Below are 26,556 nucleotides of genomic sequence, written 5' to 3'. Positions count from 1 at the left end.
TGGACGGCTCAAGCCGACGCCGCCACGGCGTCCCGGCGAGCGATCACTCTCCTCACGGCGGCCACGATGTCGTCGGCCGTCAATCCATACTTGACTAGCAGGTCTTCCGCGGGGCCACTTTCGGCGTACCGGTCCCCCAGGCACACGAATTCCATGGGCACCGGGTGCGTGCGCCCCATCGCCTGCGCGACGGACGCTCCCAGTCCACCCGCGTACAGGTGTTCCTCGGCTGCAACGATCGCGCCGGTCTCGCGCGCGGCGCTCTCCACCTCCTCCACGTCGATCGGCTTGACCGTGTGCATGTCGACCACGCGCACCCGAATCCCTTCGGCGGCCAGCCTCTCGTGCGCGACCAGGGCCGCGCCCACGAGCATGCCGTTGGCGATCACCGCGGCGTGCTCGCCCTCGCGCAGCCGAGCCCCTCGGCCGAACCCGAAGTCCTCGGGCTCGCGCTCGTAGATGCGCGGCGCGGGCGCCCGGCCGGTCCTCATGTAGACCGGTCCCTGGTGCCGGTACGCGGCCCTGACCGCGGCCAGCGCCTGGTTTTCGTCGGACGGGACGCACACCACCATCCCGGGCAGCGCGCACGCCAGCGCGATGTCCTCGGTGGCCTGCTGGCTGACGCCGTCCGCCCCCACCGACACGCCGCCGTGGCTGCCGGCGATCTTCACGTTGGCTCCGGGATACGCGACGGCCATCCGCAGCTGGTCGAAGCCCTTCAGGATTACGAAGCAGGCGAAGCTGGAGATGAAGGGCACCTTGCCGGAGGCCGCGAGGCCACCGGCCATGCCCACCATGTTCGCCTCCTCGATGCCCACGTTGAGGAACCGGTCCGGAAACCGCTCGCCGAACTTCCACGAGCGCGTGCTCTTGGCCAGGTCGGCGTCCAGGACGACGATGTCCTCGTGCGCATCGCCCAGCTCGCGCAGCGCCTGCCCGTACGCGTCCCGGGTCGCCTTGCCCATGTCCAGGCCCGGATAAAGATCCGCCAGGCTCACCGCCACACCTCCTCTCCGGATCCTCGGAAGCCGTGGCCGTTGGCTTCCAGCTCCGCCACCGCCCGCTCACGCTCCTCGACGGACGGGGCCACGCCGTGCCAGTGGTTGTCGCCGGCCATGAAGCTCACGCCCTGCCCTTTCACCGTGTGCGCGATCAGGCAGGCCGGTCCGCGGTGCTCCACGGCCCACCGGAGACCGTCCACCACCTGCGCCATGTCGTGCCCATCCAGCTCCCGTACCTCCCAGCCCATGGTGCGCCACTTCTCAGCCAGCGGGTTCAAGTCCAGAATCTCGGCGATCGCGCCGTCGAGCTGGTATTTGTTGTAGTCCACGATCGCGGTGAGGTTGTCGGGCGCCTGATGCCCGGCGGACATGGCCGCCTCCCACACCTGACCTTCCTGGCACTCCCCGTCTCCCAGCAGCACGAACACGTGCCGACTCGAGCGGTCCAGCCTGGCGGCCATGGCCATGCCGAGGCCTATCGACAAACCCTGTCCGAGCGAGCCCGTGGACGCCTCGATACCGGGCGCGGTGCCGGCGACCGGGTGCCCCTGCAGCCGGCTATCGATCTGCCTGAGCGTACGCAGCTCCTCCACCGGGAAGTACCCGGCCTCGGCGAGCGCGGCGTACTGGATCGGCACGCCGTGGCCCTTCGACAGGATGAAGCGGTCCCGATCGGCCCACTGCGGGCGGCGCGGGTCGTGCCGCAGAAAACCCCCGAAATACAGCGCGGTCACGAGCTCTGCGGCGGACAAAGAGCCGCCCGGGTGGCCGCTGCCCGCCAGAGCCAGCATATCTATCACGTGGCGGCGGTGCGTATTGGCGCGCGCGCGAAGCTCGTCGATCGTCTCCGCGCTCGTGCTCGTCGCCGCGGTCACTGTGCTCAAGTCGGATCTCCCGGGATTTCGTCGCCTCGAAGGGCCGCCAACCTAGCGGAGGCGGGCGCCAAAATAAAGACGGCGCGCCCCCTCGGGACGCGCCGTCTTTCGGCCACCGAACCAAGGTTCGGAGCCTACTTCTTGAGCGTGACCTCCTGACGCTGCAGCGCCTGGAATACGCAGCCCGTTGGCTGGAGCGGCACGTAGATGATGTCCACGTCCCGGAAGGCGTTCCTCAGCGCCCGACTCGACTCCAGCACCGACGCCATGTCGCCCTCGTTCATGGCCTCGCGCTGCTCCGCCAGCATCTCCGACATCTCCAAGACATCGGCGCCGCTCGCGAAGACCGGCACGCCACCCTGCATTCCAAGGAGCGTGAGGTCATCGGCAGCGATCACTCGCGAGCCACCGGTCGTGACGAACTCCACCCGGCGCGGAGCGCGACGGAAGTTGAGGACCAGAGGCTGGCCCTGCACGTACCAGTCGGCGTCCGGCGCGAGCATCACCTCGGCCGGCAGGACCGTCGCCAACGCGACCTCGTTGCCGTCGCTCACGACGACCGTGTCCCGCTCAACGACGCGGGCCAGTGCGTCGATCATCTCGAGGCCGTTGGCCGCGCTCGGGTCGACCACGCACACCTGGATGGGACGCGCGGGCGGCGGTGGCGGTGGGGGTGGCGGTGGGGCTGCCGGCGGCCTCGGCGGAGGCGGCGCCATCACTATCTGCGCGGGGGCACGAAGGCCCAACGCGACGTGCAAGCCCGCCTGCCCGTACAGCATGTGCGTCAGGTCGCCCACCTTATCGGTGCCCGCCGGATCCGTGTAGAACGGCGGATCGAAGATCAGCCGGTCGCCGACCTCGAGCCGCAGAAAGCCGGTCTCCGAAAAGCGCAGGTCGCCGCCGAGTCCGGCGAGGACCGTGAGCGCCGACTTCTCCGCCAGGAACAGTCTCTGGCTCCCGCTCGGATCGAAGGTCGCGCCGGTCTCGGCTTCGCCTTCGATGGTGCGCGACGTGTTGGCCGCGGGGTTGATGCTCGAAACGCCCGCTCCGACCGCGATGTACGGAAGAAACTCGGAGCCCTGCCAGGTCTCGTTCGGCTCGGTCAGCCGGTACAGGATATCTCCCGTGAATGGCCAGATGTTGACGTCGTCGATCTGGACGTCGTCCCCACCCGAGAACGGCTCTTTGCGCTGGAGCGAGCGCTCCGTGAACGCGCCGTTGGCGCGAATGCCGAAGCGCGGGCTCGGCCACACGGTGGCCTGGGCGCCCAGCAACCACCCGGCTGCGAAACCGCTCTCGGCGTCCTCCGACAGGGTCAATTCGTCGCCGTCGGTCAGGCTCTTCGTGAAGAAGGTGCCGCCGCCGTTCACCCCCAAGTCGAAGAGCCAGCTCTGGGCGGCGCCTTCGGAAACCCCGAGCATAAGCCCCAGGGCGACCGCGGCCGCGACCCAACCTGCCTTCGTCCTACCCATCACACACCCTCCTTCCGATATGGATCGGATATGCAACCTCGTCTACATGAGTCGGCGCGGGACTCCGCGCTCGTGCTCATGGCCGCAGTCGCAGTCCTCAATTCGGTTCTCCGGAATTTCGCTGCTTCGAAGGGCCACCAGCCTGGCGGCGAGCGCCGCCAGGATAGAGGCGGCGCGCCCCACGGGGACGCGCCGTCTCTCCGGCATCCCGACCTTCGCTGACGCCTACTTCTTGAGCGTGATTTCCTGACGCTGGAGCGCCTGGAACACGCAGCCCGTGGGCTGCAGCGGCACGTACAGGATCTCTACGTCCCGGAACGCGTTCCTGAGCGCACGATCGCCGCCGATCACCGCGGCCATCTCGCCCTCGTTCATCGCATCACGCAACTCACCGAGCGCCTCGCCCATCTCCGAGACGTCCGCGCTACTGGCGAACACCGGCGTGCCTCCATGGAAGCCCATGAGCGTGAGATCGTCCGCCGAAATCACGCGCGAGCCACCGGTGGAGACGAACTCCACCCGGCGCGGGGCCCGGCGGAAGCTCAGGATCAGCGGCTGACCCTGCACGTACCAATCGGCGTCGGGCGCCAGCATTTGGTCGGCCGGTAGAACGGTCGACAGAGCGACCTCGTTGCCGCCGCTCACCACGACCGTGTCCCGCTCCGCGACGCGGAACAGCGCGTCGATGACCTGCAGGCCGTTGGCCGCGCCCGCGTCTACCGCGCACACCTGGATGGGGCGTGGCGGGGGCGGCGGCGGCGGCGGCGGTGGTGGAGCGTCAGGCGGCACCGGCTGCGGCGGCGCCGACACGATCTGCGCGGGAGCGCACCCGACGGTAAGCATCAGGGCGACCGCGGCGGCGACCCAACCTGCCTTCGTCCTACCCATCACACACCCTCCTTCCGACGTGGATCGGATATGCAACTATCATCTACGTGAGTCGATGGCGGACCCCGCTGATGCTGCCTGCGACGGGGACCGCGGGTGAACCGCTGCCCGTTCGATGCATGATGTGGGCCGCCACGGTTTCATCGCCTCCCTTACTGACACAAGGCACGGTAAAGCGCAAGTGGTTGTAGGAGATCTAACCTTGCTCCGACGTCGAGGCCTGCACTCCTCCCTGTGCGTCGCCTCGAGGGAGCAGCTCATCGCTCAGTCGATCGAGCGTAATGTAGTACACGACGGGCGCTATCGCCTCCCTCACCCCGAGGGATTCGATGTACATCTCGGCGGCCTCATCCACGCGCACTTCCGCGCGCACCACCTCGACGAAATTCATGGCGTTGTCGACGTGGGTTTCCAGCAGCGCCACCTCGGTCCGCGCGCGGTGCAGATCCACCACCGTGCGCAGCTCGTCGTTCTCCCGACCGCGCAGGCGATCGCGAATCGCGGCGATGAACGAGCGGTGCGGCCGGCCGTCTCCTTCCGCGGGCGAGCCCACCGGCTCGGCCACCGAGGGTTCGCCTTCGTCCTCACGCTCACCGATCCGGGCCATGACCTGCGTGCTCACCACGCGCGCGTCGTCGTCGTCCAGGCCCAGGACGCGGATGTAGATGTCCAGCGCCGAGGCGAAGTCCACCCGGCCACGCACCAGCTCTACGAGATCCAGCGCGTAGCTTACGTGGGTGCCCAGCAGGCGCTCCTGCGCCACCGCGATGGCCAGGTCCAGCCGCCGCCTGGTGCCGTCCGCGAGCTCCGTGGACCCGAAGAAGTTCCTGACAACCAAGTCCGCCCTCCCGCCGTTCGTTGCTCTCGCGCCGTGCTGCGCGCTCGCGAGCCACGCGGCCGTCCAGACGCGGCCGCCCCCGTCAATATCCGTGTCCCGCCCGCGTCGCGCGAGATGCGCCGCGCTGGGACGCCGACGGGCGCACGTTTCCCGAGGAGATTGAGGGCGACTTGTGACGCAGCGGCCTCCCGGCTCGTCCGACATGCAGCGTACCGAGACTCGGGAGACTCCCCCGGACACCGGAAGACACGCTGTGGCCCCTGAACTGCTCGCCGGCGTCCCGCAGTCGCCGCGCAAGCAGCCACCCCACTCCAAACCCAGGGGCCGGTCCCCCGGATTGCGGGGGCCCCGGAGTCGGCAACACGGGCCCCCCAATTCGTGCCTTCGGACCTACTTCACCGCGCGAACTCCAGCACCAGAACGAGCACCCCAACCGCGGCGAATACCACGCCCAGGACCTTCTCCATGAGCGGGCCCGGGAGATGCTTCGACACGCGGCTGCCGATGGTGCTGCCGACGAGCACGCCAGGGATGCTCCATGCCACAACGCGCCACACCGGCGTAGCCGAGAAGGCGTGAATGGCAGCACCGACGACCGCGGCGATGGCCAGCGTGAAGATGCTCGTCGCGATCGCCACCCTCGCGGGCATTCGGCAGCGAAGGACGAGCTGGCTCGTGGTGATCTCGGGCAGGCCCGCGCTGATCATGCCGGTGAGCGCCCCGCCCGCGACGGCCATGAGGACACCGGGCAGCCTCCAGCAGGTCGGGTACTCGTAGACCTCGCCGTCAGCGGAACTGATCACCGTCGTCCCCTTGCCCCGGGAGTGCCGCTCGATCGAGCCGTGTGTCGGCTCCATCTCCTCGCTCGTCTGCGGGGTCGGCACGAAGAGCATGAAGACGGCGAGCAGAAGCAGGCCCGCGCCGAACACGACCTTGAGCGTCCGGGCGGGCACCGCGTGCGCCAGAAGGGCTCCTGCGGCGATGCTGGGCACGGCCCCCGCGAGCAGCCAGCGCGCCGTCGCGTAGTCGACGACCCGCTGGCGCACGTAGCTCCGCAGGCCGTTGCCCATGCCGAATACCTCGGTCAGCAGGCCGGCGCCGACCGCCTGTGCGGGATCCAGGCCGACGACGAGCAGGAAGAAGGGGCTGAAGAAGAGGGCGCCCGACACGCCGGACGAGATCGCGACCGTAGAGAAGACGACGGCCGCCGGAAAGACCCACCAGAGGTCGAGGATCGGCTGCAACCGACTAAAGGCGGTCGCTCATGGAAGTCGGCGATACCAGTCTGCTATCGCGCGCCCGATCGCGTAGGGCTGATCCTCCTGGACGAAATGGAGCCCGGCCCCGATGTAGACCGTCTCCATGTTCCTGGCCCGGGCGGCCCACCAATCCACCACCTCCGGTGGGTTCAACGCCCCGGGCGACGCGTACAGGAAGAGCAGCGGGGTGTCGGTCTCGAGCAGCCACGCGTTGTAAGCGGCGACGGCCTCGGCCACGTCGGGCGGGTCGTTGCCGATCGGCATCTCGTTGGGCCACTGGTTGATCTGCTTCCGCGAGGAGCGCTCCAGGAAGGGCTGGCGATAGTAGTCGTGCGCGGCAGAGTCCAGTTCGCGAGAGATGAATCCCGGCAGCACGACCTCGATGAAGTGGTTGTCCTCGATCATGAGCTTGGGACCGGTGGCCGGGTCGCGCATGGTCCGAAAGAACTCCTCGAGCGGCGGCGGCAGAGCCTCGTAGCTCCCCGCGGGCATGAGCGGGGCCAGGATCGACTCCATCAGGACGATGCCCTTGATGTTGTCGGGATGCTGACGCGCGTAGTGGAGCCCCAGGCCCGAGCCCCAGTCGTGGACCACGAGCGTGATGTCGCGCAGATCGAGCGCCTCTATGAATGCCTCGATGTAGCGGTAGTGGTCCGGAAACCGGTAGTCGATGTCGGGCTGATCCGACTTGCCGAACCCGATGTTGTCGACCGCGATAACGCGGGCCTGGCCCTCGACGTGGGGCATGATGTTGCGCCACAGATACGACGACGTCGGTTGGCCGTGGAGGAAGAGCACGGGATCGCCCTCGCCCTTCTCGACGTAGTGCATCCGGGACCCGATTACCTCGACGAAGCGGGACTCGTAGGGAAACTCAGCCGAGATCTCCATGGGCGGGACCTTTTGAGCCATTGCCGAAGTGGTGAAGACGAGTTGACCGCAGATCAGTGCCGCGGCTAGCGCTAGCGCGTCGAGTAGTGGGCGGCCCCTGCCGGTTCGTGATTGCACTTGGATCTCCTCGGAAAGGAACGAAGGAGCTCGCCCGCCAGGAAACAGCCCTCGGCCGGGCTGGACGGGCTGTTGCGAATGGAAGGGTTGCGGCGCTCTCCGAGGTTCCGCAAGGAGGATTTCAATCGGGCCGATTGGGTCGCTAACGACCGACGGCGACCCTCTCGGATCGCCGTAAGTCCTTGTCCTGCTTAGAGGGCCCGGGCGGATTCGAACCGCCGAATAGAGGTTTTGCAGACCTCCGCCTTACCACTTGGCTACGGGCCCTTACGGATCGCTCACGGCCCCACCTACGAAACCGAGGACGTCGACGCGGAGGGAAGCGGGCAACCGGACTCGAACCGGCGACCTTCTGCATGGCAAGCAGACGCTCTACCAACTGAGCTATGCCCGCGGCCGGGCCAAAATCCTAGTCCAGGCCTCAAAAACGGTCAAGGCGTGCTCAACGAAGGGGGAGGGGCCGGAGGTGAGAGGAGGTCGGCCGCGTGGCGCCGTGCGGCCTCGCCGCTCGAGTCGCCGAGCATGCGCGCCAATTCCTCCAGACGGCCCTGTCCGTCCAGCGCTTCCACCCGCGTGAGCGTGGTGCCCTCGTGCACCTCCTTCTCCACCCACACGTGGTGGTCCGCGCGCGCGGCGATCTGCGGGAGGTGCGTGATGACCAGGACCTGGTGGCGCCGCCCGACGTCGTGGAGCGCGTCGGCGATTCGCACCGCCACCTCGCCCCCGACGCCGGCGTCGATTTCGTCGAACACCAGCGTGGGCACACGGTCGACCGCGGCGAGCACCGTCTTCAGCGCGAGCATCACCCGCGACAGCTCTCCGCCCGAGGCGATGCGCGAGAGCGGTCGCGCGTCGAACCCGGCGTTGGGCGCGAACGCGAATTCCACGCTCTCCGCGCCGCTGCGCGTTACCTCGCCCGCGTCCGGCAGGTCGACCCCGAACCGGCCCGCGAGGCCGAGCGCGGGCAGGACCGACCGCAGCTTCGCTTCGAGGGCGCGGGAGGCGTCGCGCCGGAGCCGGGTCAGCTCCTTTGCGGCTTCGTCCAGTCCGTCCTGCGCGTCCGCCAGCGCGCGCTCGGCCTGCTGCCTCCGCAGCCCGGAGTTTTCGATGCCCGCCAGCTCCTCGCGGGCGGCGCGGGCGATCTCCAGCAGATCGTCCGACGACGCGACGCCGTAGCGGCGCTTGAGGCGGAACAGGAGGTCGCGCCGCGTCCGGATATCCTCCAGGCGCTGGGGATCGTGCTCCAGGCGCGTGGCATAGTCCCCGAGCCGCCTGCCCAACTCCTGCAACTCGAAGTAGACGGTCTCCAGCGCGCGCGCGTCCTCGGTTCGCTCGGGGTCGAAGGCCTGCAGCCGGGCCAGCGCGCGCCGCTGCGCGTCGAGCCGGACCACTATCGAGTCCTCTGCCTCGTACAACGCCTCATGCGCGCCCGCGGCCAGCGCGGCCAGCTCCTCCGAGTGCTCGAGCAGCCGCCCCTCCGCCTCAAGCGCGGCGTCCTCTCCCGCCTCGATGTCCAGCTCCTGCACGTCCGTGACACGCCCGCGCAGCTCCGTCGCCCTCTCCTCCGCGGCTGCGCTCGCGCTGGCCAGATCGGCGATGTGGCCTTTGAGCCCGGCGCACTCCTCGTACGCCGCCGCGACCCGGGCTGCGGCCGGCTGGGCGTCGCCGAAGGCGTCGAGGATGGCGCGCTGCTCGGCGGGCCGGATCAGCGACTGGTGCTCATGCTGACCGTGCAGGTCGACCAGCAGCCGGCCCAGCCCGCCCACGACCGACGCGGTCGCGGCCAACCCGTTTACCCAGGCCCGGTTGCGCCCCTCGGCGGCCACCTCCCGCCGCAGAATCAGCAGCCCGTCCTCTACGCCGACTCCCTGCTCGTCCAGCGCAGCGATAAGGCGCTCGTTGCCGCTCACGTCGAAGACGCCTTCCACCGTCGCCTTGTCGGCTCCGGGCCGCACCACGGCGGCCGACGCCCTCTCCCCAAGGAGCAGCGACAGGGCGCCGACGATGATCGATTTGCCCGCCCCCGTCTCCCCGGTGAGCGCGTTGAGCCCGGCGCCGAGGGTGACCGACGCGCGTTCGATCACCGCCAGGTTCCGGATTCTCAGCTCGATGATCACGCGTCACCATCCGGTGCCGGCGCGGGCGACGCCATGGCCGGTGGGTCGGCGCCGTCTTCGGGGCGCTGAGGGATGGCCCAGTGCAGCTTGCGCCGTAGCGTCTGGAAGAAGCTCTGGCCCGGAAAGCGGACGAGTCGTACCGACGCCGACCCCCGCCGCACCACGACGGGGACGCCCGCTGGAACCTCGGCGCTCTCCTGCCCATCCACGGTCAGGGCGGCCACCTCCTGGGGCGGCAGCAGCTCCACCGACACCACGCTCGAGGCCGGCACGACCAGCGGCCGGATGGTCAACGAGTGCGGGTTGATGGGCGTAGCCAGGATGCACTCCATACCCGGAGCCACGATCGGCCCCCCCGCCGACAGCGAGTAGGCGGTCGAGCCCGTGGGGGTGGCGAGCACGAGCCCGTCGGCGCTGTAGGAGCCGATGTGCTCCCTCTGCTCACCCGTGCCAACGTACAGCGCCAGCCGGATCAAGCGGGCCATTCCGGAGAGGTGCAGGACGACGTCGTTCAGCGCCGTGAAGGTAGCCGGGTGTCCCTCCACCACGGCCTCCAGGGTGCCCCGCTCGTCCAGCCAATACTCGTCCGAAAGCACCGCGTCGAGCGCCGGCCGAAGGTGCTCCGGGGACGCCGACGTGAGGAACCCCAGGTGTCCCAGGTTCACCCCGAGAAGCAGCGTATCGGTGCCGGCGACGAGCCTGGCGCCGCGCAGCAGCGTGCCGTCGCCTCCCAGGGTGACGAGGAGGTCGATCTCGCCGGGCCGGATGGCGTCCGCGCCGGGTAGCAGGTCGGCCAACTCCGGCTCCGCCTGTAGGGCCAGGCCTCGCTCCCGCACGAACGCGCCCAGCTCCCCTACCACCGAGGACATGCCCGCGTAGCGCGGGTGTCCCACCACGCCAATGGTGCGCACGACCCCGCTGCTCACTTGTCCCTCTCGGCGGCGTACGCGGCCAGCGCGAAGAGCAGCGGATCCTCGAGGCCCGCAGCCCGCAGCGCCGCGCGCGCGCGTTCGGCCTCGGCCAGGGCGCGCTCGCGCGCGCCGGCCGCGCCCAGCAGCGACGGGAAGGTGGACTTTCCCAGCGAGAGATCTCCGTCCACGGGCTTGCCCAGGACATCCGCGGCCGACGTGGCCTCCAGCACGTCGTCGGCGATCTGAAACGCCAGCCCCAGGTGGCGGCCGTACGCCGCGCACGCCTCCGTCATCGCGGGGCTCGCCCCGGCCGCGAGCGCGCCCATCTCGGCGGCAGCGGACAGCAGCGCGCCCGTCTTGAGCGCGTGCACCCGTTCCAGCTCCTCGAGCCCCGCCCCGCCGCCCTCCGCCGCGAGGTCCAGGATCTGGCCGCCGATCATGCCGCCCGCGCCGGCGGCGCGGCATAGCACCGTCACGATCGCGCCCGTCGCCGGGTCGGAGAGACCCAGACGCCCGGCGCCGCTGGCGGCCGACGCGCAAGCAATGGGTATGAGGGCCGCCGCCCCGACGGTGGCCGCCGGCGTCCCGAACACCGCGTGCGCGGCGGGTCGCCCGCGCCTCAGGTCGTCGTCGTCCATGCAGGGGAGGTCGTCGTGCAGCAGCGAGTACGCGTGGATGAACTCCAGCGACGCGGCGAGCTCGTAGATCCCTTCCAGATCGGACCCGCCCGCCGCCCGGTACGCGGCGACGCAGAGCGCGGGACGAAGCCTCTTGCCGCCCCACAGCGTGCCGTAACGGAGCACCGGGTCCAGGCTCGCGGCCGGCCGGCCCAGGCGGCGCAGCAGAACGTCGTCCAAGGCCTCGTTGGTCCGGCGCGCGGTGTCGGCGAGGAAGCGCGCGAGGTCGAGCGTCTGGGTCGCGGCCGTCATTCCGCCGACGTGAACGAGTCGTCCTCCTCGACCTCCGCGTCGGACACGAGATTCTCGATGCGGAGTTCGGAGCGAGACAGCGCCTCGCGCGCGGCTCGTACGTGCTCGACGCCCTCCTCGAAGAGGCGCAGCGCGTCGTCCAGTTGCTGGTCGTCGCGCTCCAGCTCCCGGACGATCCGCTCGAGCCGAGACAGACGTTCGTCCAGGCTCACGTTGTCCGCCGGCGACGGGGACGACCCCTCATCGACGTCATTGGAAGTCTGATTCATGTGGGAAGCATACCCGACCGGAGAGGCGCGAACAATCGGGCGACTCCCCGCGTCCGGCCGCGTGGTCGAGCCGTTAGTCCTCCACGCGGCAATCCACCTCGCCGTCCACCACGCGCAAGCGGAACGGCAGCGCCGAAACGAACTCGTCCGCCGATCGCAGGACGCGTCCGTCCGCGCCCAGCGGCACCGCGTAGCCACGCCCCAGCGCCCCGAGCGGGGACAGCGCGTCCAACTGCGCGGCCAGCCGGCCCAGGCGCTCTCGGCGTTCGCGCAGGCGTCGGCTGGCCGCGCCCCGAGCGCGCTCGGCGAGCAGCGCCAGCCGCGAGCGGCGCGCGCGCACGTAATGCCTCAGCGCGCGCGCGAGTCTGGTGCTCGCGTCCTCCACTTCGCGCGCGAGCGCCACCCGATCGGGCACGACGATCTCCGCCGCCGCGGAGGGCGTGGGGGCACGCACGTCCGCCACCAGGTCCGCGATGGTCACGTCGACCTCGTGCCCGACGGCGCTCACGACGGGCACCGGTGAGGCCGATATGGCGCGCGCCACGACCTCCTCGTTGAACGCCCACAGGTCCTCCGTCGATCCCCCGCCCCGCCCCACTATGACCACCTCCACCCCGGCCGCTCGGCCCACCGCGCCGAGCGCCCGCGCGATGTCCGCCGCGGCCCCATCGCCCTGCACCCGGGCCGGACAGAAGACCACTTCCGTCCACGGCGCGCGCTCGGCGATCACTCGCAGTATGTCGTGCAGCGCGGCGCCCGCGGGCGAAGTGACGATGCCCACCCGCGTGGGACAGCGCGGCAGCGCCCGCTTGCGCCCCGGCGCCAGAAGGCCGTCCTCCTGCAGGCGCACCCGCAGACGCTCGAACGCGAGCCGCCAGAGCCCGTCGCCGCCGGCCGCCTCGAGCATCTCGGCGCGCAACTGATAGGCGCCCCGCGTCTCGTACAGGGTCAGCGCGCCCAGCACCCGGACTTCCATGCCATTTTCCGGATCGGCGGGCAGCCGGCGCGCCTGGCTGGCGAACATCACGCACGGCAATTGTGCCGACGCGTCGCGCAGCGTGAAGTAGCAGTGGCCGGCGGGGACGCGGCGCCAGTTGGCCACCTCCCCGGCGACCCACAGGGACGGGAATCCGGTCTCGAGCACCTCGCGGGCGAGGCCGTTCACGGTGGAGGGAGACAGCGGGGCGTCACGGCTACGTCCCGGCACCAGCGCCTCGGTGCGGGCCCGGCGCTCGGCCGCTTCGCGCGAGCCTGGCGGGGCGCGCCCGAACAGGTCCAGGGTCACGTCGTCTCCACGCTCACGGAGTTGAGGCGGCGCGCGGCCTCCAGGGTGTTCGCGAGCAGCATCGTGATGGTCATGGGGCCCACCCCTCCGGGGACCGGCGTGATGGCCTCGGCCACCTGTGCGACCTCGTCGAACGCCACGTCTCCGACCACCTTGTAGCCCTTCTCGCGCGTCGGGTCCTCGACGCGGTTGACGCCGACGTCGATAACCACCGCGCCCGGCTTGACCATGTCCGCGGTGATCAGCTCCGCACGCCCGACCGCGGCGACCAGGATGTCGGCCTGCCGGGTATGCTCTCCCAGGTTCTGCGTGCGGCTGTGGGCGACCGTGACGGTCGCGTCGCCGCCCCGACCCCTGCGCAGCAGGAGCTGGGCGAGCGGCTTGCCCACGATGTTGGAGCGCCCGACGATCACCACGTGCTTGCCGGCCGGGTCGTAGCCGGACCGCACGAGCATCTCCACCACGCCGGCGGGTGTGCAGGGTGCCAGCACGTTGGTGTCTCCCGCCGACAGCCGACCGGTGTTCACCGAGTGGAACCCGTCCACGTCCTTGTCGGGCGAGATCGCGTCTATCACCGCGGCCTCGGCGATGTGGTCCGGCAGCGGGAGCTGCACGAGGATGCCGTGCACCTCGGGGTCGGCGTTGAGTCCGGCGATCACGCCCAGCAGCTCGTCCTGGGTGGCGCTCTCCGACAGCACCATGTTGCGCGACATGAAGCCGGCCTTGTCGGCCGCCTTGCCCTTCATGCGGACGTACAACTGGCTCGCCGCGTCCTCGCCCACGAGCACGGTCACCAACCCGGGCCGCACGCCCGTGTCCCGGGTGAACGCGCCCGCCTGCTCGGCGATCTCCGCCCGCATCTCTTCGCTCAAATCCTTGCCGCTGATGATTCTCATCGCTTGCGTCGGTTCCTGGAAAGGGTCGGTCAGCGGGCGAAATCCACGGCGCGCGTCTCGCGGATCACCACCACCTTGATCTGGCCCGGATACTGGAGCTCGTCCTCCAGCTTGCGGGCGACCTGGTCGCTGAGGCGCGTCATGGCCTCGTCGGTCACGTTGTCCGGGTCCACCATGACCCTGATCTCGCGGCCCGCCTGGATCGCGAAGCAGCGCTCGACCCCGTCGAAGCCCTGGGCGATTTCCTCCAGCTTCTCGAGCCGCTTGACGTAGGTCTCGAACATCTCCCGGCGCGCCCCGGGGCGGGCCCCGCTGATGGCGTCGGCGGCGGTGACCAGGAAGGTCTCCGGGAAGCGGTGCGGCTCCTCGTCGTGGTGCGCCTTGATGGCGTTCAGGACCTGCTCGGGCTCCCCGTGCCGCTCGCACAGCCGATAGCCGAGCTCTACGTGCGTCCCTTCGTGGTCGTGGGTAAGCCCCTTGCCCACGTCGTGCAGCAGCCCCATGCGCTTGGCCATCGTCGCGTCCAGGCCCATCTCCATGGCCATGTTGCCCGCGACTATCGCGACTTCCTTGGAGTGCAGGAGCTGGTTCTGCCCGTAGGAGGTGCGGTATTTCAGCCGCCCGAGGACCTTTACGATCTCCGCGTGCACGCCGTGGACCCCCATCTCGTAGAGGATCTCCTCGGCCGCTTCCACCATGGCCCCGTCGACCTCCTTGCGGCTCTTGGCCACCACTTCCTCGATGCGCCCGGGATGGATGCGCCCATCGGTGATGAGCTTCTCGAGGCTTATGCGCGCGGTTTCCCTGCGGATCGGATCGAACCCGGACAGGATCACCGCTTCGGGGGTGTCGTCGATGATGACGTCGATACCGGTGGCCTGTTCGAACGCCCTGATGTTGCGGCCCTCACGGCCTATGATGCGGCCCTTCATTTCGTCCGATGGGAGGCTCACGACGGAGACCGTGCTCTCGGCGGTGTGGTCGGCGGCGATGCGCTGGATCGCCAGCGAGATGATGTTGCGGGCTTCGCGATCGGCGTCCCGCTTGGCGGACTCGCGGATCTCTCGAAGGCGATTGGCGCCCTCGGCTCTCGCCTCTTCCTCGAACTCCTGGATGAGATGGCGCTTCGCGTCCTGCGCGGACAGCCCGGCGAGCTTCTCCAGCCGCCCCCGCACCTCGCCGCGTTGCCGCTCCAGTCCCTCGGCCTGCGCCCGCAGGGCGTCCATCTTGCCCGCCAGGGCATGCTCCTGGCTGGACAACTCCTCCTCGCGCCGGGCGATGCTTTCTTCGCGACGATCCAGCGTACCGCGCCGCGACTCGAGACGCCCCTCGACGTCTTTTGCTTCCCGCCGCAGCTCCGCTTCGTCCCGCTCCCACGCTTCCTTTGCGCGGAAAACGCTCTCCTTGCCGGCGAGCTCGGCTTCCTTGCGGACCCGGTCGGCGTCCTGAGTTGCCTCCGATACCATCCGGTCGGCCTCTTCGCGGGCCGAGCGGAAGCCCCGGGCACGCAGCACTCGGGCTACGGCCCAGGCCGTGAGCCCCCCGAGCACGAACGCGAGCGGGGCCGCCACCTCTATGGGCAACCCGTCCATGGAAAATCTCCGTAAGGGCGCGCGCGCCCTGTCGTTCGATTCGATTATCGGCCCGGATAAAAAAACGAATCCGGGACTGGGCGGGAAACTAGGGGCGGCGCGGAAACGGTCGCAACCGGCCGGGTCCCGGCACGGGCCCCAGGGTCGTGGCCTTCAGGACGACTCTGCGGCTGCCTCCGAGGAAACCCTAGGCGGAGCTTTCGGCCAGGCGCTCTTGGATCCGGTCGGCCAGCGCGCCGGCTCTGTCGGCGGCCCACGCCTTCTCGACGCCCACCTGGGCCTCGGCGCGGAACATCCTGTCCGCCACCGACAGCGCCGCCAGGATGGCGGCGCGGTGCGGATCGACCAACGCCGCGCGACTCGTGATCTCCTGCATGGAAGCGTCCACGACGCCGGCGCAGCGCAGCGCGTACTCGGGCGTGGTGATGACACGCAGGTTGTACTCATCGCCGCCGATCGCGACGGTAACGCTCGTCCGTTGGGACGCCTCCAACTCCTGCTGGATCGGCCGCAGCTCCTGGTCCCCTTGCATCAGCCCTCCTGCGCGAGACGTAGTCGCTCGGAGATCCTTCTCACTCGAGCACGGCCATCCGCCATGCGGTCCTCGAGAAGACCGTTACGCTTCCGCAGGTTCTTCAGCTCGGAAGCCACACCCCGGGCATCCGCCACTCCTGTCTTGGCCGTCTTGAGCGCGCTCTGCAACTCGGCTACCCGCTCCTCCGCGGCGCGCGCCCGCTCGGCGAGCGCCTCGTTGCGCGTCAACAGCTCCTCGACGCTCGCCTCGAGGCGGTCCCAGCCGGACTCCGCCCCGGAGGCGTCAGCTTCTTTGCCGGACATCGAGCTCCTCCGCCAGGCGATCCAGTACCCTCGCCACCTCCGCGTCGACCTCACTGTCGGTCAGCGTGCGGTCCGGCGCCTGAAACCGCAACCGGAAGGCGAGACTGCGTCGGCCCGCGTCCACGCCGGGTCCCACGTAGACGTCGAACAGGGTCAGCCCCACCAGCAGCTCGCTGGCGGCCGCCCGAATGCCGCGATCGACCTCCGCGGCGGGCATCTCTATCGGGGTCGCCAGGGCGAGGTCTCTCTCGACCGCCGGCTGGGCGGGTAGCGGGATCAAGCGCCGGCGATCGCTCAGGTCGGGGTCGCTCGGCAGCAGCACCTCGAGCGCCCACCAGGGCGCCGACCAGGGCGGCGCGTCGGCCACCGCGGCGGCGACGGGACCGGCGACCCCCACGATCGCTCCCTCCGCGTCGATCAGGCGGAGCGCGCTCGGCGCGTCTAGCCCCGTCCCTCCGAGAGACGCGCCTATATCGGTGCGCGGCGCGGCGGCGCTCCAGCCGACGACCGAGGCGGACAGCTCCAGCGCGTCAGCCATGTCCTCCAGCAGCCCGCGCGCGTCCCACACGTCCCATTCGGGCACCGGCGACTCCCAGTGCGGCGCGCGTCGTGCACCGGTGAACGCCGCCGCGAGGCGCGTCGTCTCGCGGGGCATGTCGTCCTCCGAGAGCGCGGCGGCGAAGCCCGTGCCGATCTCGAACAACCGCACGTCGCGCGCGCCGCGCGCCTGGTTGAACCGCAGCCGCCGGATCAGTCCGGGCACGAGCGAGCGGCGCAGCCGACTCTCTTCGCTGGACAGCGGATTGAGCAGCGCGACGTCGCCTTCCTCTTCGGGGGCGAACGCCGCGGTACGCGCCTCGAGGAAGCCGCGGCCCACCCAGCGCTCGCGCAGCCTGCCTTCGAGCACGGACAGCGGGGCGTCGGGAACCGCGCTCGGACGGATCGGCAGCCGCTCCTCCGGGAAGCTGTCGTAGCCCGCGTGCCTCGCCACCTCCTCTATCAGATCCACCTCCCGCGTGAGGTCGGTCAGTCGGTGTCCGGGCACGCGATAGGTGGTCGCGTCGGCGTCGGCGTCGACGACCTCGAGTCCGATGGGCGCAAGCAGCTCGCGCACCCGCTCGGTCGTCAGCGGCACGCCCAGCAGGTGCCGCACCCGGTCGGTCCGCAGCGTCACCTCGTGGGCGACGCTGGGCGCGGGGTGGGCGTCGCCGATGTCGCCCACCACCTGACCCCCGGTCAGCTCTACTATCATGGCCAAGGCGCGGCGCAGCGCCGGCTCCGCGGCGTCGGGATCGACGCCGCGCTCGAAGCGGAAGCTGGCGTCCGTGGTGAGTCCCGCCGCCCTGCGCGTCGCCCGCACCGACTTCGGATCGAAGTGGGCCAGCTCGAGGAAGACCGTCGTGGTGGCGTCGGACACCTCCGAGTCGAGGCCGCCCATCACGCCGGCCAGGCCGATCGGTCCTTCGGCGTCGGCGATCACCAGCATGCCTTCGCTCAGCTTTCGTTCTTCTCCATCGAGCGTAACGACCTTCTCGCCCGCGGCGCCCCAGCGCACGCCGATTCTCCTGCCCCGCACGCGGTCCAGGTCGTAGGCGTGCATGGGCCTGCCCAACTCGTGGTTCACGAAGTTGGTGACGTCCACCACGTTGTTGATCGGGCGCAGCCCGACCGCTCGCAGACGCATCTCCAGCCATTCGGGCGAGGGGCCGACTCGCACGCCCTCGATCACAGTGCCAAGGAAGCGCATGCACGCCTCGGTATCCTCGATCTCGATGCGCGCGCCGGCCGCCTCCGCCTGCGCTCCGGCCGAAGCCATGGCGGGATCGGTCGAGGTCGCCACGTCGGTACCGGGAATGGGCGGAATGCGCACGCCAGTCACGCCCTCGAGGGCGCGCGCGACGCCCATGTGGCACAGCAGGTCTGGGCGGTCCGCGGTGATGTCCAGCTCCAGGCGCGTGTCATCGAGGCCCGCGGCGTCCACGAAGGGGGCGCCCGGCTCGTGGGCGTCGCCCAGCCGCAGGATGCCCATGTGATCGTGTCCCAGCTCGAGTTCGCGGGCGCTGCACAGCATCCCTGCGCTGACCTCGCCCCGGATCTTCGCCTTGCGAATCTTGACCCCTCCCGGCAGCACGCCCCCGACCGGGATGAAGGGGTAGAACGCCCCGGCCTGCACGTTCGGGGCGCCGCACACCACGTTCACCGGAGCCTCTCCACCGGCGTCCACCCGGCACAGCGTCAGGCGGTCGGCGTTGGGGTGCTTGGCCACCTCCAGGACGCGCCCCACGACCACGTCGCCCAGCGCAGCACCGACGGCGGTCACGGCGTCGGCGGGGGCGCCGAGGGCTGCCAGTCGATCGGCGACCTCCACCGCGTCGCCCTCGAGCCCGGGAGCGATCTCGCGCAGCCACTGGTAGCTGACGTTCATCGGGCGAACTGCTCCAGGAAGCGGATGTCCGAGTCGTAGAATATGCGGATGTCGGGGACCCCGTATCTCAGCATGGCGATCCGCGCCGGCCCCATGCCGAAGGCGAATCCCGTGTAGCGCTCCGGGTCGTAGCCGACCCGCTCGAACACCGCCGGGTCGACCATGCCCGCGCCCATGATCTCTATCCAGCCGGTGCCCTTGCAGGCGCTACAACCCTGGGCGTCGCAGATCATGCAGGTGACGTCCACTTCCGCGCTCGGCTCCGTGAACGGGAAGTAGGAGGGCCGGAAGCGAGTCCTGGTGTCCGCGCCGAAGAACTGCCTCGCGAATTCGGCCAGCGTCCACTTGAACTCCACGAACGTGATCCCCTCGTCGACCGCCAGGCCCTCGATCTGCTCGAAGGCGGGGGCGTGGGAAGCGTCGAAGGGGTCGCGTCGGTAGGCCATTCCGGGCACCACGATCCGCACCGGCGGCTCGTAGGCCTGCATGGTGCGGATCTGCACCGGCGAGGTGTGACTGCGCAGCAGCGTGTGCGGCCCCAGCCACATCGTGTCGTGCTCGTCCGCGGCGGGATGGTCCAGCGGCGTATTCAGCGCGACGAAGTTGTGCCAGTCGGTCTCCACTTCCGGACCGCGGGCGCGGGTGAAGCCCAGGCCGCGAAAGATGTCGCAGATCTCGTCGATCACGACCGTGACGGGGTGGACGCCGCCGCGCCACTCGCGCCGTCCGGGCATGGACAGGTCGAGCCCGCCCTCGGCGGCGGGCTCCGCCCGCAGCGACGCCACGCGCTGGTCCAGGGCCTCCGAGAGCACCTGCTTGGCGCGATTGGCGGCCGCGCCGACGGCGCCCCGCTGCTCGGCCGGGAGCGAGCTGAGGCCCCGAAGAACGGCCGTCAGCCGGCCTTCCTTGCGCCCCAACCACCGGACGCGGACGGCTTCCAGGTCATCGACGCCGGACGCCCCGGCTGCCTCCGCCTGCGCCGCCGCCAGCATTTCCTCGAGCTGTGCTACGGTTTCCGTTTGCACGACCCCACCGCCGTTCGCTCGTGGGTCCTGGATGCGCAACGGGCCGAGTTGCCCCGGCCCGTGCCACGATCGTTACTCCAACCCGGCCCGGGCTCGACCCACGAGCTCGGCAAAGGCATCCGGCTGCCGTACTGCCAGGTCAGCCAGAACCTTGCGATTGATCTCGATGCCGGAGTGCTTGAGCCCATTCATGAAGCGCGAATAGCTCATGTCGTGCTCGCGTGCGGCCGCGTTGATGCGCGTGATCCAGAGCCGCCGAAACACCCGCTTGCGCTGCTTGCGATCCCGGTAGCTGTACTGCCAGCCGCGCTCCACCGCGTTCTTGGCGATCCGCCAGAGCTTGGATCGTGCCCCCCAATAGCCCTTGGCGGCCTTGAAATACCGCTTCTTCTTGCGGTGCCTCTGCACCGCGCTCGTGACGCGACCCATGATCTACTTCCCTCCCAGCAGCCGGTTCACACGTTTCTTGTCGGCCGCCGACACCATGGTGGAACCGCGCAGCTGCCGCTTCCGCTTGGGGCTCTTCTTGGTAAGGATGTGGCTCTTGAAAGCCTTGTTCCGCTTCAACTTACCCGTGGCCGTCCGCCTGAAGCGCTTCGCGGCGGCTCGGTTCGACTTCATCTTCGGCATCCCGACTCCTCCGTCCCCGCCCGCTACTTTCGGGGCGCGAGAATCATGATCATGAAGCGCCCTTCCATCGATGGGGCGCTCTCAACCTTGCCCAGGTCTTCCACCGCGTCGGCCACTCTATCGAGGACCTCCCGCCCGATCTCGGGGTGCGCCATCTGCCGCCCCCGAAACATCATCGTCGCCTTGACCTTGTCTCCCTCCGTGAGGAAGCGCCGCGCGTGGCGCACCTTGAAGGCGAAATCGTGCTCCTCGATTCCGGGGCGGAACTTCACCTCCTTCACGTGCGTCGTGTGCTGCTTCTTGCGCGCCTCCCGCGCCTTGCGCGCCTCCTCGTACTTGAACTTGCCGTAATCCATGATCCGGCAGACCGGCGGCCGTGCCATGGGTGCGACCTCCACCAGGTCGAGGCCACGGTCCGAAGCCGCGGTCTTCGCCTCATCGAGGCCGAGAATTCCCAACTGCTCCCCGTTCTCGTCCACGACGCGCACGGGGCTGATCCGGATCTGGTCGTTGACCCGAGTTCTTTTGTCTACGGCGATGGGAACACCTCCAACATGCGACAACAAAAAAGGACCCGCGATCACGGGTCCAAACCAGCGATCCGCCCCCCTTGGGGGAACGGTCGTGCGTGGAACCCGGCAGTGCCGCGATCGCGGACCGATGGGTGGAGGGCGGACGCACCGCCCCCGCTTTGCGTTATTTCACGCCGCCAAGCTAGCCCGGGAGCGCGAACGTGTCAACCGATTTCGCCCCCCTGGGTGAAGCCCGGTGGGAGCCTCTTTTCGGCGATCTCCTGGGCCAACGCGTCGGCGAATTCGTCGCGGCCCGTCACCACCTGCTTGGCGTCCGCCCCGCGCGCCCGCACGGCCACGGTTCCGGCCTCGGCCTCTCTCCCGCCGATGATGGCCATGTAGGGCAGCTTGTGGGTTTCTGCGTCGCGGATACGGTAGCCCAGGGTTTCGGAGCGGTCGTCCAGGCTCGCGCGGATGCGTTTCTGCTTCAGCGCCTCCACGAGGTCCCGGGCCGAATCGACCAGCTCGTCGTTGATGGGCAGCACGCGCACCTGCTCGGGGGCCAGCCAGAGCGGGAAAGCGCCCGCGAAGTGCTCGATCAGGCCGCCGATGAACCGCTCCATGGAGCCCAGCAACGTGCGATGGAGCATCGCTGGCCGGTGCGGCGCGTTGTCCTGGCCGACGTACTCCAGCTCGAACCTCTCGGGGAGGTTGAAGTCCACCTGCAGGGTCGGGCCCTGCCAGCCGCGGCCGAGCGCGTCCACCAGCACCACGTCGAGCTTCGGCCCGTAGAACGCGCCGCCGCCCTCGTCCACTTGGTACTCCGCGCCTCGCTGTTCCAGCACGGCACGGATCCGCTCGGTCGCGCCGTCGTAGACCGCTGGATCCCCGATGGCCTTCTCCGGCCGCGTCGCCAGGAACAGCCGGTAGCTGTAACCGAAGGTGCTCAGCAGGACCTCGACGAGGTCCAGGAGGAGGTGAAACTCCCCTTCGACCTGGTCGGGCGTGCAGAAGATGTGCGCGTCGTCCTGCGTGAAGCCCCGCACCCGCATCATCCCGTGCAGCACCCCGCTGCGCTCGTAGCGGTAGCAGGTGCCGAGCTCCGCGTACCGGATCGGCAGGTCCCGGTACGACCTCCTCTCCGACGCGTAGATCAGGATGTGGCTGGGGCAGTTCATGGGCTTCGCCCGGTAGCGTCGGTCGTCCACCTCCATGGGCCCGAACATGTTGTCCTCGAACGTCGGCAGGTGGCCGCTCCGTTCGAACAGCGCCTCGCTGGAAATGTGCGGCGTGTAGACCAGATCATAGCCGTGCTCCAAGAGCGTCGACTTGAGGAACTCCTCCACCGTGTGGCGAATCAGACCGCCCTTGGGGTGCCAGTGGATGAGACCCGGTCCCACCTCCTCGTGCACGCTGAACAGCCCGAGCTCCCGGCCCAGCCTGCGGTGGTCCCGGCGCTTCGCTTCCTCCAGTCGCTCGAGGTGTGCCGCCAGGTCCTTGTCGCTGAACCACGCGGTCCCGTAGATGCGCTGGAGCATCTGGCGCTTTTCGTCGCCCCTCCAGTACGCGCCCGCCGTGGACAGCAGCTTGAAGTGCTTGACCCTGCCCGTGCCCGGCACGTGCGGACCCCGGCACAGGTCGATGAAGGGACCGTTCGTATAGACGGTGATCACGTCGTCTTCGCCGAACTCCTCCAGGCGCTCGAGCTTCAGCGGATCATCGGCGAACAGGTCTCGCGCCTCTTCTATCGACACGATCCGACGCTCGAATACGTCGCCACGCTTGGCGACGCCTCGCATGCGTTCCTCGATACGCTCGAGCTCGTCCGGCGTGAACGGCTCGTCCACCTCGAAGTCGTAGTAGAAGCCGTCCTCTATGGGCGGGCCGAAGCCGATGCCCGCGCCCGGCCGAACGTCGCGCACTGCGGTGGCGAGGATGTGCGCCGCCGAATGGCGCAGCACCCCGAGGCCGTCCTGGCTGCCCTCGGTGATGATCTTGAGCTCCACGTCCCGCTCCAGGGGACGCGACAGGTCGATGACCTCCCCACCCGCCACCGCCACCAGCGCCGCCTTGGCCAGCCGCGGCCCGATGCGCTCGGCCACCTCCAGCGGGGTCGTGCCGCGCGGCATCTCCATCTCCGACCCGTCGGGCAGGGTCACGCGAATGCTGTCCGTGCTCACCGTCATCCTGTCTTGGTCGGGCTTCGTGCAGCGCGCGCCCGAATCCGACGCGCGCCGGATGAAAAACGGCCGCCCGGCTTCCCGGGCGGCCGCCTCCGGTCGAGCGCTCCGCGGCTCAGGCCGCGTGCCTCCCGGCGCCGGCCCCCCGCTGGGGTACCGGGGTCGCGCGGGTCACCGGAAAAGCGCTCGACATCGTCATGTGGGTAGGCTAGCCGGGCGCCCTCGGACCGTCAAGGCGGCGGGCCCCTTCGCGATCGCTCACGGCGTGCTCGTCATTACGCGTTTCTGGCCGTTCCACGCGGCCACGACCCCGTAGCGCGCGCCGGTCCTTCGCTGCAGCGCGTTGATGTTCAGGCTGAGCTGCACGTGTGCCACGTCGAACTCCGAAGCCTTGTCGAGCGCGATGTTGTAGCACATGGGGCCGGTCACCGCGGACGGCCACGCGCAGGTATGGCCGAAGCCGAGGGCGTGCATGAACTCGTGCTTGACGATCACGTGATCGCGGAACCACCGGCGCCTGGCGATCATGACCCAGCCGCGGCTCATCTTACCCTGATCCATGCGCCGGCTCGCCATGCCGAGTGTGCTACGGTTCAACTCATCTGGAACCCACACGCGGATGAGCCGGCCGACACCTGCCACACCGGTGCTGTCACTGACGGCCTCGTCGTACGCTCGACTGGTGGCCGAGCGCCTATCTTCCTCGTCATCCCCCACTATCGGATCCTCATCCGCCGACCTCTCCTCCTCGTCATCTACTGCGAGTTCCTCGGCCCTGAATGGAACGAACAGGTCCAGGCCGAAGTCCTCCTCCATTGAATCGAGAACGTTCCAGAATTTGGTCGAATCGACCGGCTCGATCGTCGCAGCGGACCGCGTGCGGTCAAAAACGACGGGGATGGGAAGCGATTCCAGGCCCCAACTGTTGGGTCGATCTCGGGACTTGGCATCGAGGCTTCCGTCGATCTGCCACATGAAGAAGGACTCCGACCGCGTCGGGCTTATCCGTTCGAAGGACTTGTCGAGGTTCACCTCGACCCACTGCTCCGCGTACCTTCCCGCCGGGATCTGCCACGCCCGCGGTACCAGCACGAAGCCTTGCTTGCGCTTGACCCTCGACTCCCGCACGGACACCCAGGCGGGGAAGTACCAGCGGTTCGTCTTGTCGGCGGCGTCCACGATGAGCTCGACCGGGCCGTCGCCCGCCGGCACGATAATGGTGAACGTCCCATCCGAGCGGACCGCGACGGAGTTCGAGCCCGCGCTGGTCCTGCCGGTGGCGATCAAGCTGCGGGCGGGGCGTCGGTCGGCGGTCACGACGAAGCCGCTCATCATGTAGTAGGCCGGTGCCTCCGCCTCGGCGGAATCTGCAGCCTCCTTCTGCCCCGCAAGCGTCGGCTTGGGAGGGTCCTGCGCCCGGAGAGGCGCGGCGGAAGCGACTACGGCTAGTACCAGCAGCGTGGCGAGCGGGCGCGGCAGCGCGCGTTCGAGTGCCGTCATTTCTCTTCTCCCTGATTGGAAGATTGGAAATCGGGATCTCGTGGCGTGAATACGGACCCGGCGAACCGGGGCGTTGCGAGGGCCATCGACCAGCGGGGAGTCAGGCCTGGGGAACCTGATGTTGCGTCCGAACCACATTGCCCCGTGGGGCGCCGCGCGTCAACGTTGGCGTCTTGCCGGAGCTGGCCCGACCATTGGACCGGAGTCGCCACGATGCGTTCGACAGGTAAACCCAGCAGCCGGATCATCGGCGTCGTCCTGGCCGCCTTCCTCCTTCTGGGCGGCGCGGCGCTGCGCGCTCAGGAACCGGACCCCGACTCCGAGCTGCGGACCCTGCTGGCGTCCACCTGGGACGATCTGATGCGGCTCGATCCCGAGTGGGCCACCGAGGTCGGATATCCCGACTATCAGACCGAGTGGCGCGACAGATCGCCTGAAGGTGCGACGGCCTTGCGCGCGCTCATGGAAGCGGCGTTGGTCGACCTGCGGACGATCGAGAGAGACGGCCTCGAGCCGGGCAACCGGATTCATTACGACGTCTTCGAGGATTTCGCGACGACCCTCCTCGCGGCGCCGTTGACCGAGCGCGTGTCGGTGCTCTCGAGCTATGGATACACGTCCATCACCCAGATGGACGGGGTGCACCACTCCGTGTCGCGAACGCTCCGCTCCATGCCGCGCCGAACCGTGGCCGACTACGAAGCGATCGTCGCGCGCGTGCGCGGCGTCGGGGCCACCATCCACGGCGCGATGGAGTCTCTACGCACGGATCTCCGCGCGGGAGTAGCGCTCCCGGCGGTCGCCTTCACGGCGGTGCCGCAGCAGGTTACCGACCTGGCGCCGGACGAGGCGCTATCCAGCCCGCTGATGGTGGCCTTCACGGAGATCCCCGAGTCGATCGACGAGACCGACCGCCGACGCCTCCTGGCGGCGGCGGAGTCGGCGTACCGGGAGCACCTGCGCCCGGCGTTCACGGAGCTGGAGGCTTTCCTGCGCGATGACTACGGCCCGGCGACGCGTGAGACCATCGGCCTCAGCGACGTGCCGGGTGGTCCCGGATGGTATGCGCAGAAGGTGCGCACTTTCACGACGACGGACATGACGCCGCGCCAGATCCACGAGCTGGGCCTGGCCGAGGTCGCGCGCATCCGCGCCGCGATGGAAGAGGTGATCGAGGACAGCGGCTTCGAAGGGACGTTCCAGGACTTCACCCACTTCCTGCAGACCGATCCCCGCTTCTACTACCAAACCGCGGAGGAGCTGCTGGCAGGCTATCGGGACATCTCCAAGCGGGCCGATCCGGAGCTGGTCCCGCTGTTCGGAATCCTGCCCCGCATGCCCTATGGCGTGAAGGCGATTCCGGACTTCTCGGCGCCGACGAGCACGACCGCCTACTACAACAGCGGCGCCCACGCCTCGGGGCGCCCGGCGTGGTTCTACGCCAACACTTACAACCTGCCGGCGCGGCCCAAATGGGAGATGGAGGCGCTGTCGCTGCACGAGGCGGTGCCCGGCCACCACCTGCAGATCTCCATCGCGCAGGAGTTGTCCGACATGCCCGAATTCCGCCGGCACGTCCCCTACAACGCTTTCGTGGAGGGGTGGGGGCTGTACGCCGAGACCCTCGGCTACGACATGGGCTTCTACCAGGACCCCTACTCGCGCTACGGCCAGCTCAGCTACCAGATGTGGCGCGCCGTACGCCTGGTGGTGGACACCGGCATGCACTCGTTCGGCTGGACGCGCCAGCAGGCCATCGACTTCTTCGCCGAGAACAGCGGCAAGGCGGAGCACGACATCGCCGTGGAGATCGACCGCTACATAGTCTGGCCGGGCCAGGCCCTGGGCTACATGGTCGGCAAGCTGAAGATCGAAGAGCTGCGCCGGCGCGCGGAGGACCGCCTGGGCGACGACTTCGACATCCGTGTCTTCCACGACCGGGTGCTGGAGAACGGCGCCGTGCCCTTGAGCGTTCTCGAGCGGCACATCGACGCGTGGTTGGAGTCTGCCGCGGGCTGAGCCGGAACCCGCGCGGCGGGCGCGCTGTAGTACACGCACCAATACCCTCTCCTCACGGGGCGTCCACGACGGGCGACCCGGCCACGTT

At 69.3% G+C, this 26,556-nt stretch carries 24 protein-coding genes and 2 tRNA genes; 1 reads left to right on the top strand and 25 read right to left on the bottom strand.

What is annotated here, in order from left to right; all coding sequences use genetic code 11:
• Nucleotides 1-8 precede the first annotated feature (8 nt).
• The 25 genes from ABFS34_01725 to ABFS34_01605 form a co-directional block, all read right to left on the bottom strand.
• The gene (locus ABFS34_01725) at nt 9-998 is read right to left on the bottom strand and encodes a transketolase C-terminal domain-containing protein (protein MEN8374147.1); all 990 of its coding nucleotides are present in this window, start codon (nt 996-998) and stop codon (nt 9-11) included.
• Entirely contained in the window at nt 995-1,885 is an 891-nt protein-coding gene (locus ABFS34_01720) for a transketolase (protein MEN8374146.1), read from the bottom strand. Before ABFS34_01720 ends, ABFS34_01725 begins: the two co-directional genes overlap by 4 nt.
• 125 nt (nt 1,886-2,010) lie before the next feature.
• On the bottom strand, nt 2,011-3,348 hold the full coding sequence (locus ABFS34_01715; GenBank protein MEN8374145.1) for a hypothetical protein: 1,338 nt from the start codon (nt 3,346-3,348) through the stop codon (nt 2,011-2,013).
• A 225-nt stretch (nt 3,349-3,573) separates the two neighbouring features.
• Nucleotides 3,574-4,236 (bottom strand): hypothetical protein, encoded by a 663-nt coding sequence (locus ABFS34_01710; GenBank protein MEN8374144.1) that lies wholly within the window; start codon nt 4,234-4,236, stop codon nt 3,574-3,576.
• Nucleotides 4,237-4,432: 196 nt separating this feature from the next.
• Nucleotides 4,433-5,074, bottom strand: a complete 642-nt coding sequence (locus ABFS34_01705; GenBank protein ID MEN8374143.1) for a hypothetical protein — start codon at nt 5,072-5,074, stop codon at nt 4,433-4,435.
• Nucleotides 5,075-5,469: 395 nt separating this feature from the next.
• Complete coding sequence (locus ABFS34_01700; protein ID MEN8374142.1) at nt 5,470-6,318, bottom strand: sulfite exporter TauE/SafE family protein; 849 nt, start codon at nt 6,316-6,318, stop codon at nt 5,470-5,472.
• 18 nt (nt 6,319-6,336) lie between these two features.
• The gene (locus ABFS34_01695; GenBank protein MEN8374141.1) at nt 6,337-7,224 is read right to left on the bottom strand and encodes a haloalkane dehalogenase; all 888 of its coding nucleotides are present in this window, start codon (nt 7,222-7,224) and stop codon (nt 6,337-6,339) included.
• 312 nt (nt 7,225-7,536) lie between these two features.
• Nucleotides 7,537-7,608, bottom strand: a tRNA-Cys gene (locus tag ABFS34_01690).
• Nucleotides 7,609-7,662: 54 nt separating this feature from the next.
• Nucleotides 7,663-7,735, bottom strand: a tRNA-Gly gene (locus ABFS34_01685).
• A gap of 37 nt (nt 7,736-7,772) precedes the next feature.
• On the bottom strand, nt 7,773-9,458 hold the full coding sequence (gene recN, locus ABFS34_01680; GenBank protein ID MEN8374140.1) for a DNA repair protein RecN: 1,686 nt from the start codon (nt 9,456-9,458) through the stop codon (nt 7,773-7,775).
• Nucleotides 9,455-10,384, bottom strand: coding sequence for an NAD(+)/NADH kinase (locus tag ABFS34_01675; protein MEN8374139.1), 930 nt, complete (start codon nt 10,382-10,384; stop codon nt 9,455-9,457). The genes recN and ABFS34_01675 overlap by 4 nt, the downstream gene beginning before the upstream one ends.
• Nucleotides 10,381-11,298 carry a polyprenyl synthetase family protein gene (locus ABFS34_01670; GenBank protein MEN8374138.1) on the bottom strand — a complete coding sequence of 306 codons (918 nt, stop codon included), beginning with the start codon at nt 11,296-11,298 and terminating at the stop codon, nt 10,381-10,383. The genes ABFS34_01675 and ABFS34_01670 overlap by 4 nt, the downstream gene beginning before the upstream one ends.
• Nucleotides 11,295-11,567, bottom strand: a complete 273-nt coding sequence (xseB, locus tag ABFS34_01665; protein MEN8374137.1) for an exodeoxyribonuclease VII small subunit — start codon at nt 11,565-11,567, stop codon at nt 11,295-11,297. The genes ABFS34_01670 and xseB overlap by 4 nt, the downstream gene beginning before the upstream one ends.
• 73 nt (nt 11,568-11,640) lie before the next feature.
• Nucleotides 11,641-12,852: an exodeoxyribonuclease VII large subunit gene (gene xseA, locus ABFS34_01660; protein MEN8374136.1), complete on the bottom strand. Its 1,212-nt coding sequence runs from the start codon at nt 12,850-12,852 to the stop codon at nt 11,641-11,643.
• Nucleotides 12,849-13,748 carry a bifunctional 5,10-methylenetetrahydrofolate dehydrogenase/5,10-methenyltetrahydrofolate cyclohydrolase gene (locus ABFS34_01655; GenBank protein MEN8374135.1) on the bottom strand — a complete coding sequence of 300 codons (900 nt, stop codon included), beginning with the start codon at nt 13,746-13,748 and terminating at the stop codon, nt 12,849-12,851. Before ABFS34_01655 ends, xseA begins: the two co-directional genes overlap by 4 nt.
• Nucleotides 13,749-13,777: 29 nt before the next feature.
• Nucleotides 13,778-15,340 (bottom strand): ribonuclease Y, encoded by a 1,563-nt coding sequence (rny, locus tag ABFS34_01650; protein ID MEN8374134.1) that lies wholly within the window; start codon nt 15,338-15,340, stop codon nt 13,778-13,780.
• Nucleotides 15,341-15,527: 187 nt separating this feature from the next.
• Nucleotides 15,528-15,872 carry a cell division protein ZapA gene (locus ABFS34_01645; protein ID MEN8374133.1) on the bottom strand — a complete coding sequence of 115 codons (345 nt, stop codon included), beginning with the start codon at nt 15,870-15,872 and terminating at the stop codon, nt 15,528-15,530.
• Nucleotides 15,872-16,177, bottom strand: a complete 306-nt coding sequence (locus tag ABFS34_01640; protein MEN8374132.1) for a hypothetical protein — start codon at nt 16,175-16,177, stop codon at nt 15,872-15,874. The genes ABFS34_01645 and ABFS34_01640 overlap by 1 nt, the downstream gene beginning before the upstream one ends.
• A complete protein-coding gene (pheT, locus tag ABFS34_01635) occupies nt 16,158-18,602 on the bottom strand; it encodes a phenylalanine--tRNA ligase subunit beta (protein MEN8374131.1) in 2,445 nt (814 codons plus the stop codon). The genes ABFS34_01640 and pheT overlap by 20 nt, the downstream gene beginning before the upstream one ends.
• Nucleotides 18,599-19,594 (bottom strand): phenylalanine--tRNA ligase subunit alpha, encoded by a 996-nt coding sequence (locus ABFS34_01630; GenBank protein MEN8374130.1) that lies wholly within the window; start codon nt 19,592-19,594, stop codon nt 18,599-18,601. Before ABFS34_01630 ends, pheT begins: the two co-directional genes overlap by 4 nt.
• Before the next feature lie 105 nt (nt 19,595-19,699).
• Nucleotides 19,700-20,056, bottom strand: a complete 357-nt coding sequence (gene rplT / locus ABFS34_01625) for a 50S ribosomal protein L20 (GenBank protein ID MEN8374129.1) — start codon at nt 20,054-20,056, stop codon at nt 19,700-19,702.
• Between the two features lie 3 nt (nt 20,057-20,059).
• On the bottom strand, nt 20,060-20,257 hold the full coding sequence (gene rpmI / locus ABFS34_01620) for a 50S ribosomal protein L35 (protein MEN8374128.1): 198 nt from the start codon (nt 20,255-20,257) through the stop codon (nt 20,060-20,062).
• Nucleotides 20,258-20,280: 23 nt separating this feature from the next.
• On the bottom strand, nt 20,281-20,841 hold the full coding sequence (infC, locus tag ABFS34_01615) for a translation initiation factor IF-3 (protein ID MEN8374127.1): 561 nt from the start codon (nt 20,839-20,841) through the stop codon (nt 20,281-20,283).
• A gap of 152 nt (nt 20,842-20,993) precedes the next feature.
• Nucleotides 20,994-22,949, bottom strand: a complete 1,956-nt coding sequence (thrS, locus tag ABFS34_01610; protein MEN8374126.1) for a threonine--tRNA ligase — start codon at nt 22,947-22,949, stop codon at nt 20,994-20,996.
• Between the two features lie 258 nt (nt 22,950-23,207).
• The gene (locus tag ABFS34_01605; GenBank protein MEN8374125.1) at nt 23,208-24,449 is read right to left on the bottom strand and encodes a hypothetical protein; all 1,242 of its coding nucleotides are present in this window, start codon (nt 24,447-24,449) and stop codon (nt 23,208-23,210) included.
• Between the two features lie 213 nt (nt 24,450-24,662).
• On the opposite strand from ABFS34_01605, the gene ABFS34_01600 reads away from it, so the two are divergent.
• On the top strand, nt 24,663-26,468 hold the full coding sequence (locus ABFS34_01600) for a DUF885 domain-containing protein (GenBank protein MEN8374124.1): 1,806 nt from the start codon (nt 24,663-24,665) through the stop codon (nt 26,466-26,468).
• The last annotated feature ends 88 nt before the right edge of the window (nt 26,469-26,556 follow it).

It is taken from the genome of Gemmatimonadota bacterium (assembly GCA_039715185.1).
Lineage (GTDB): Bacteria > Gemmatimonadota > Gemmatimonadetes > Longimicrobiales > RSA9 > DATHRK01.
This window is presented reverse-complemented; position numbering and strand designations above follow the sequence as displayed.

Bases quoted from the DNA above. Each gene is read 5' to 3' on its own strand.
- rplT (MEN8374129.1), bottom strand. From the start codon at position 20,056: ATGGGTCGCGTCACGAGCGCGGTGCAGAGGCACCGCAAGAAGAAGCGG.
- ABFS34_01715 (MEN8374145.1), bottom strand. From the start codon at position 3,348: ATGGGTAGGACGAAGGCAGGTTGGGTCGCGGCCGCGGTCGCCCTGGGG.
- ABFS34_01630 (MEN8374130.1), bottom strand. From the start codon at position 19,594: ATGCTGGCGGCGGCGCAGGCGGAGGCAGCCGGGGCGTCCGGCGTCGAT.
- rpmI (MEN8374128.1), bottom strand. From the start codon at position 20,257: ATGCCGAAGATGAAGTCGAACCGAGCCGCCGCGAAGCGCTTCAGGCGG.
- ABFS34_01710 (MEN8374144.1), bottom strand. From the start codon at position 4,236: ATGGGTAGGACGAAGGCAGGTTGGGTCGCCGCCGCGGTCGCCCTGATG.
- ABFS34_01645 (MEN8374133.1), bottom strand. From the start codon at position 15,872: ATGCAAGGGGACCAGGAGCTGCGGCCGATCCAGCAGGAGTTGGAGGCG.
- ABFS34_01600 (MEN8374124.1), top strand. From the start codon at position 24,663: ATGCGTTCGACAGGTAAACCCAGCAGCCGGATCATCGGCGTCGTCCTG.
- rny (MEN8374134.1), bottom strand. From the start codon at position 15,340: ATGGACGGGTTGCCCATAGAGGTGGCGGCCCCGCTCGCGTTCGTGCTC.
- ABFS34_01670 (MEN8374138.1), bottom strand. From the start codon at position 11,298: ATGACGGCCGCGACCCAGACGCTCGACCTCGCGCGCTTCCTCGCCGAC.
- ABFS34_01640 (MEN8374132.1), bottom strand. From the start codon at position 16,177: ATGTCCGGCAAAGAAGCTGACGCCTCCGGGGCGGAGTCCGGCTGGGAC.
- ABFS34_01695 (MEN8374141.1), bottom strand. From the start codon at position 7,224: ATGGAGATCTCGGCTGAGTTTCCCTACGAGTCCCGCTTCGTCGAGGTA.
- ABFS34_01655 (MEN8374135.1), bottom strand. From the start codon at position 13,748: ATGAGAATCATCAGCGGCAAGGATTTGAGCGAAGAGATGCGGGCGGAG.
- ABFS34_01605 (MEN8374125.1), bottom strand. From the start codon at position 24,449: ATGACGGCACTCGAACGCGCGCTGCCGCGCCCGCTCGCCACGCTGCTG.
- pheT (MEN8374131.1), bottom strand. From the start codon at position 18,602: ATGAACGTCAGCTACCAGTGGCTGCGCGAGATCGCTCCCGGGCTCGAG.
- xseB (MEN8374137.1), bottom strand. From the start codon at position 11,567: ATGAATCAGACTTCCAATGACGTCGATGAGGGGTCGTCCCCGTCGCCG.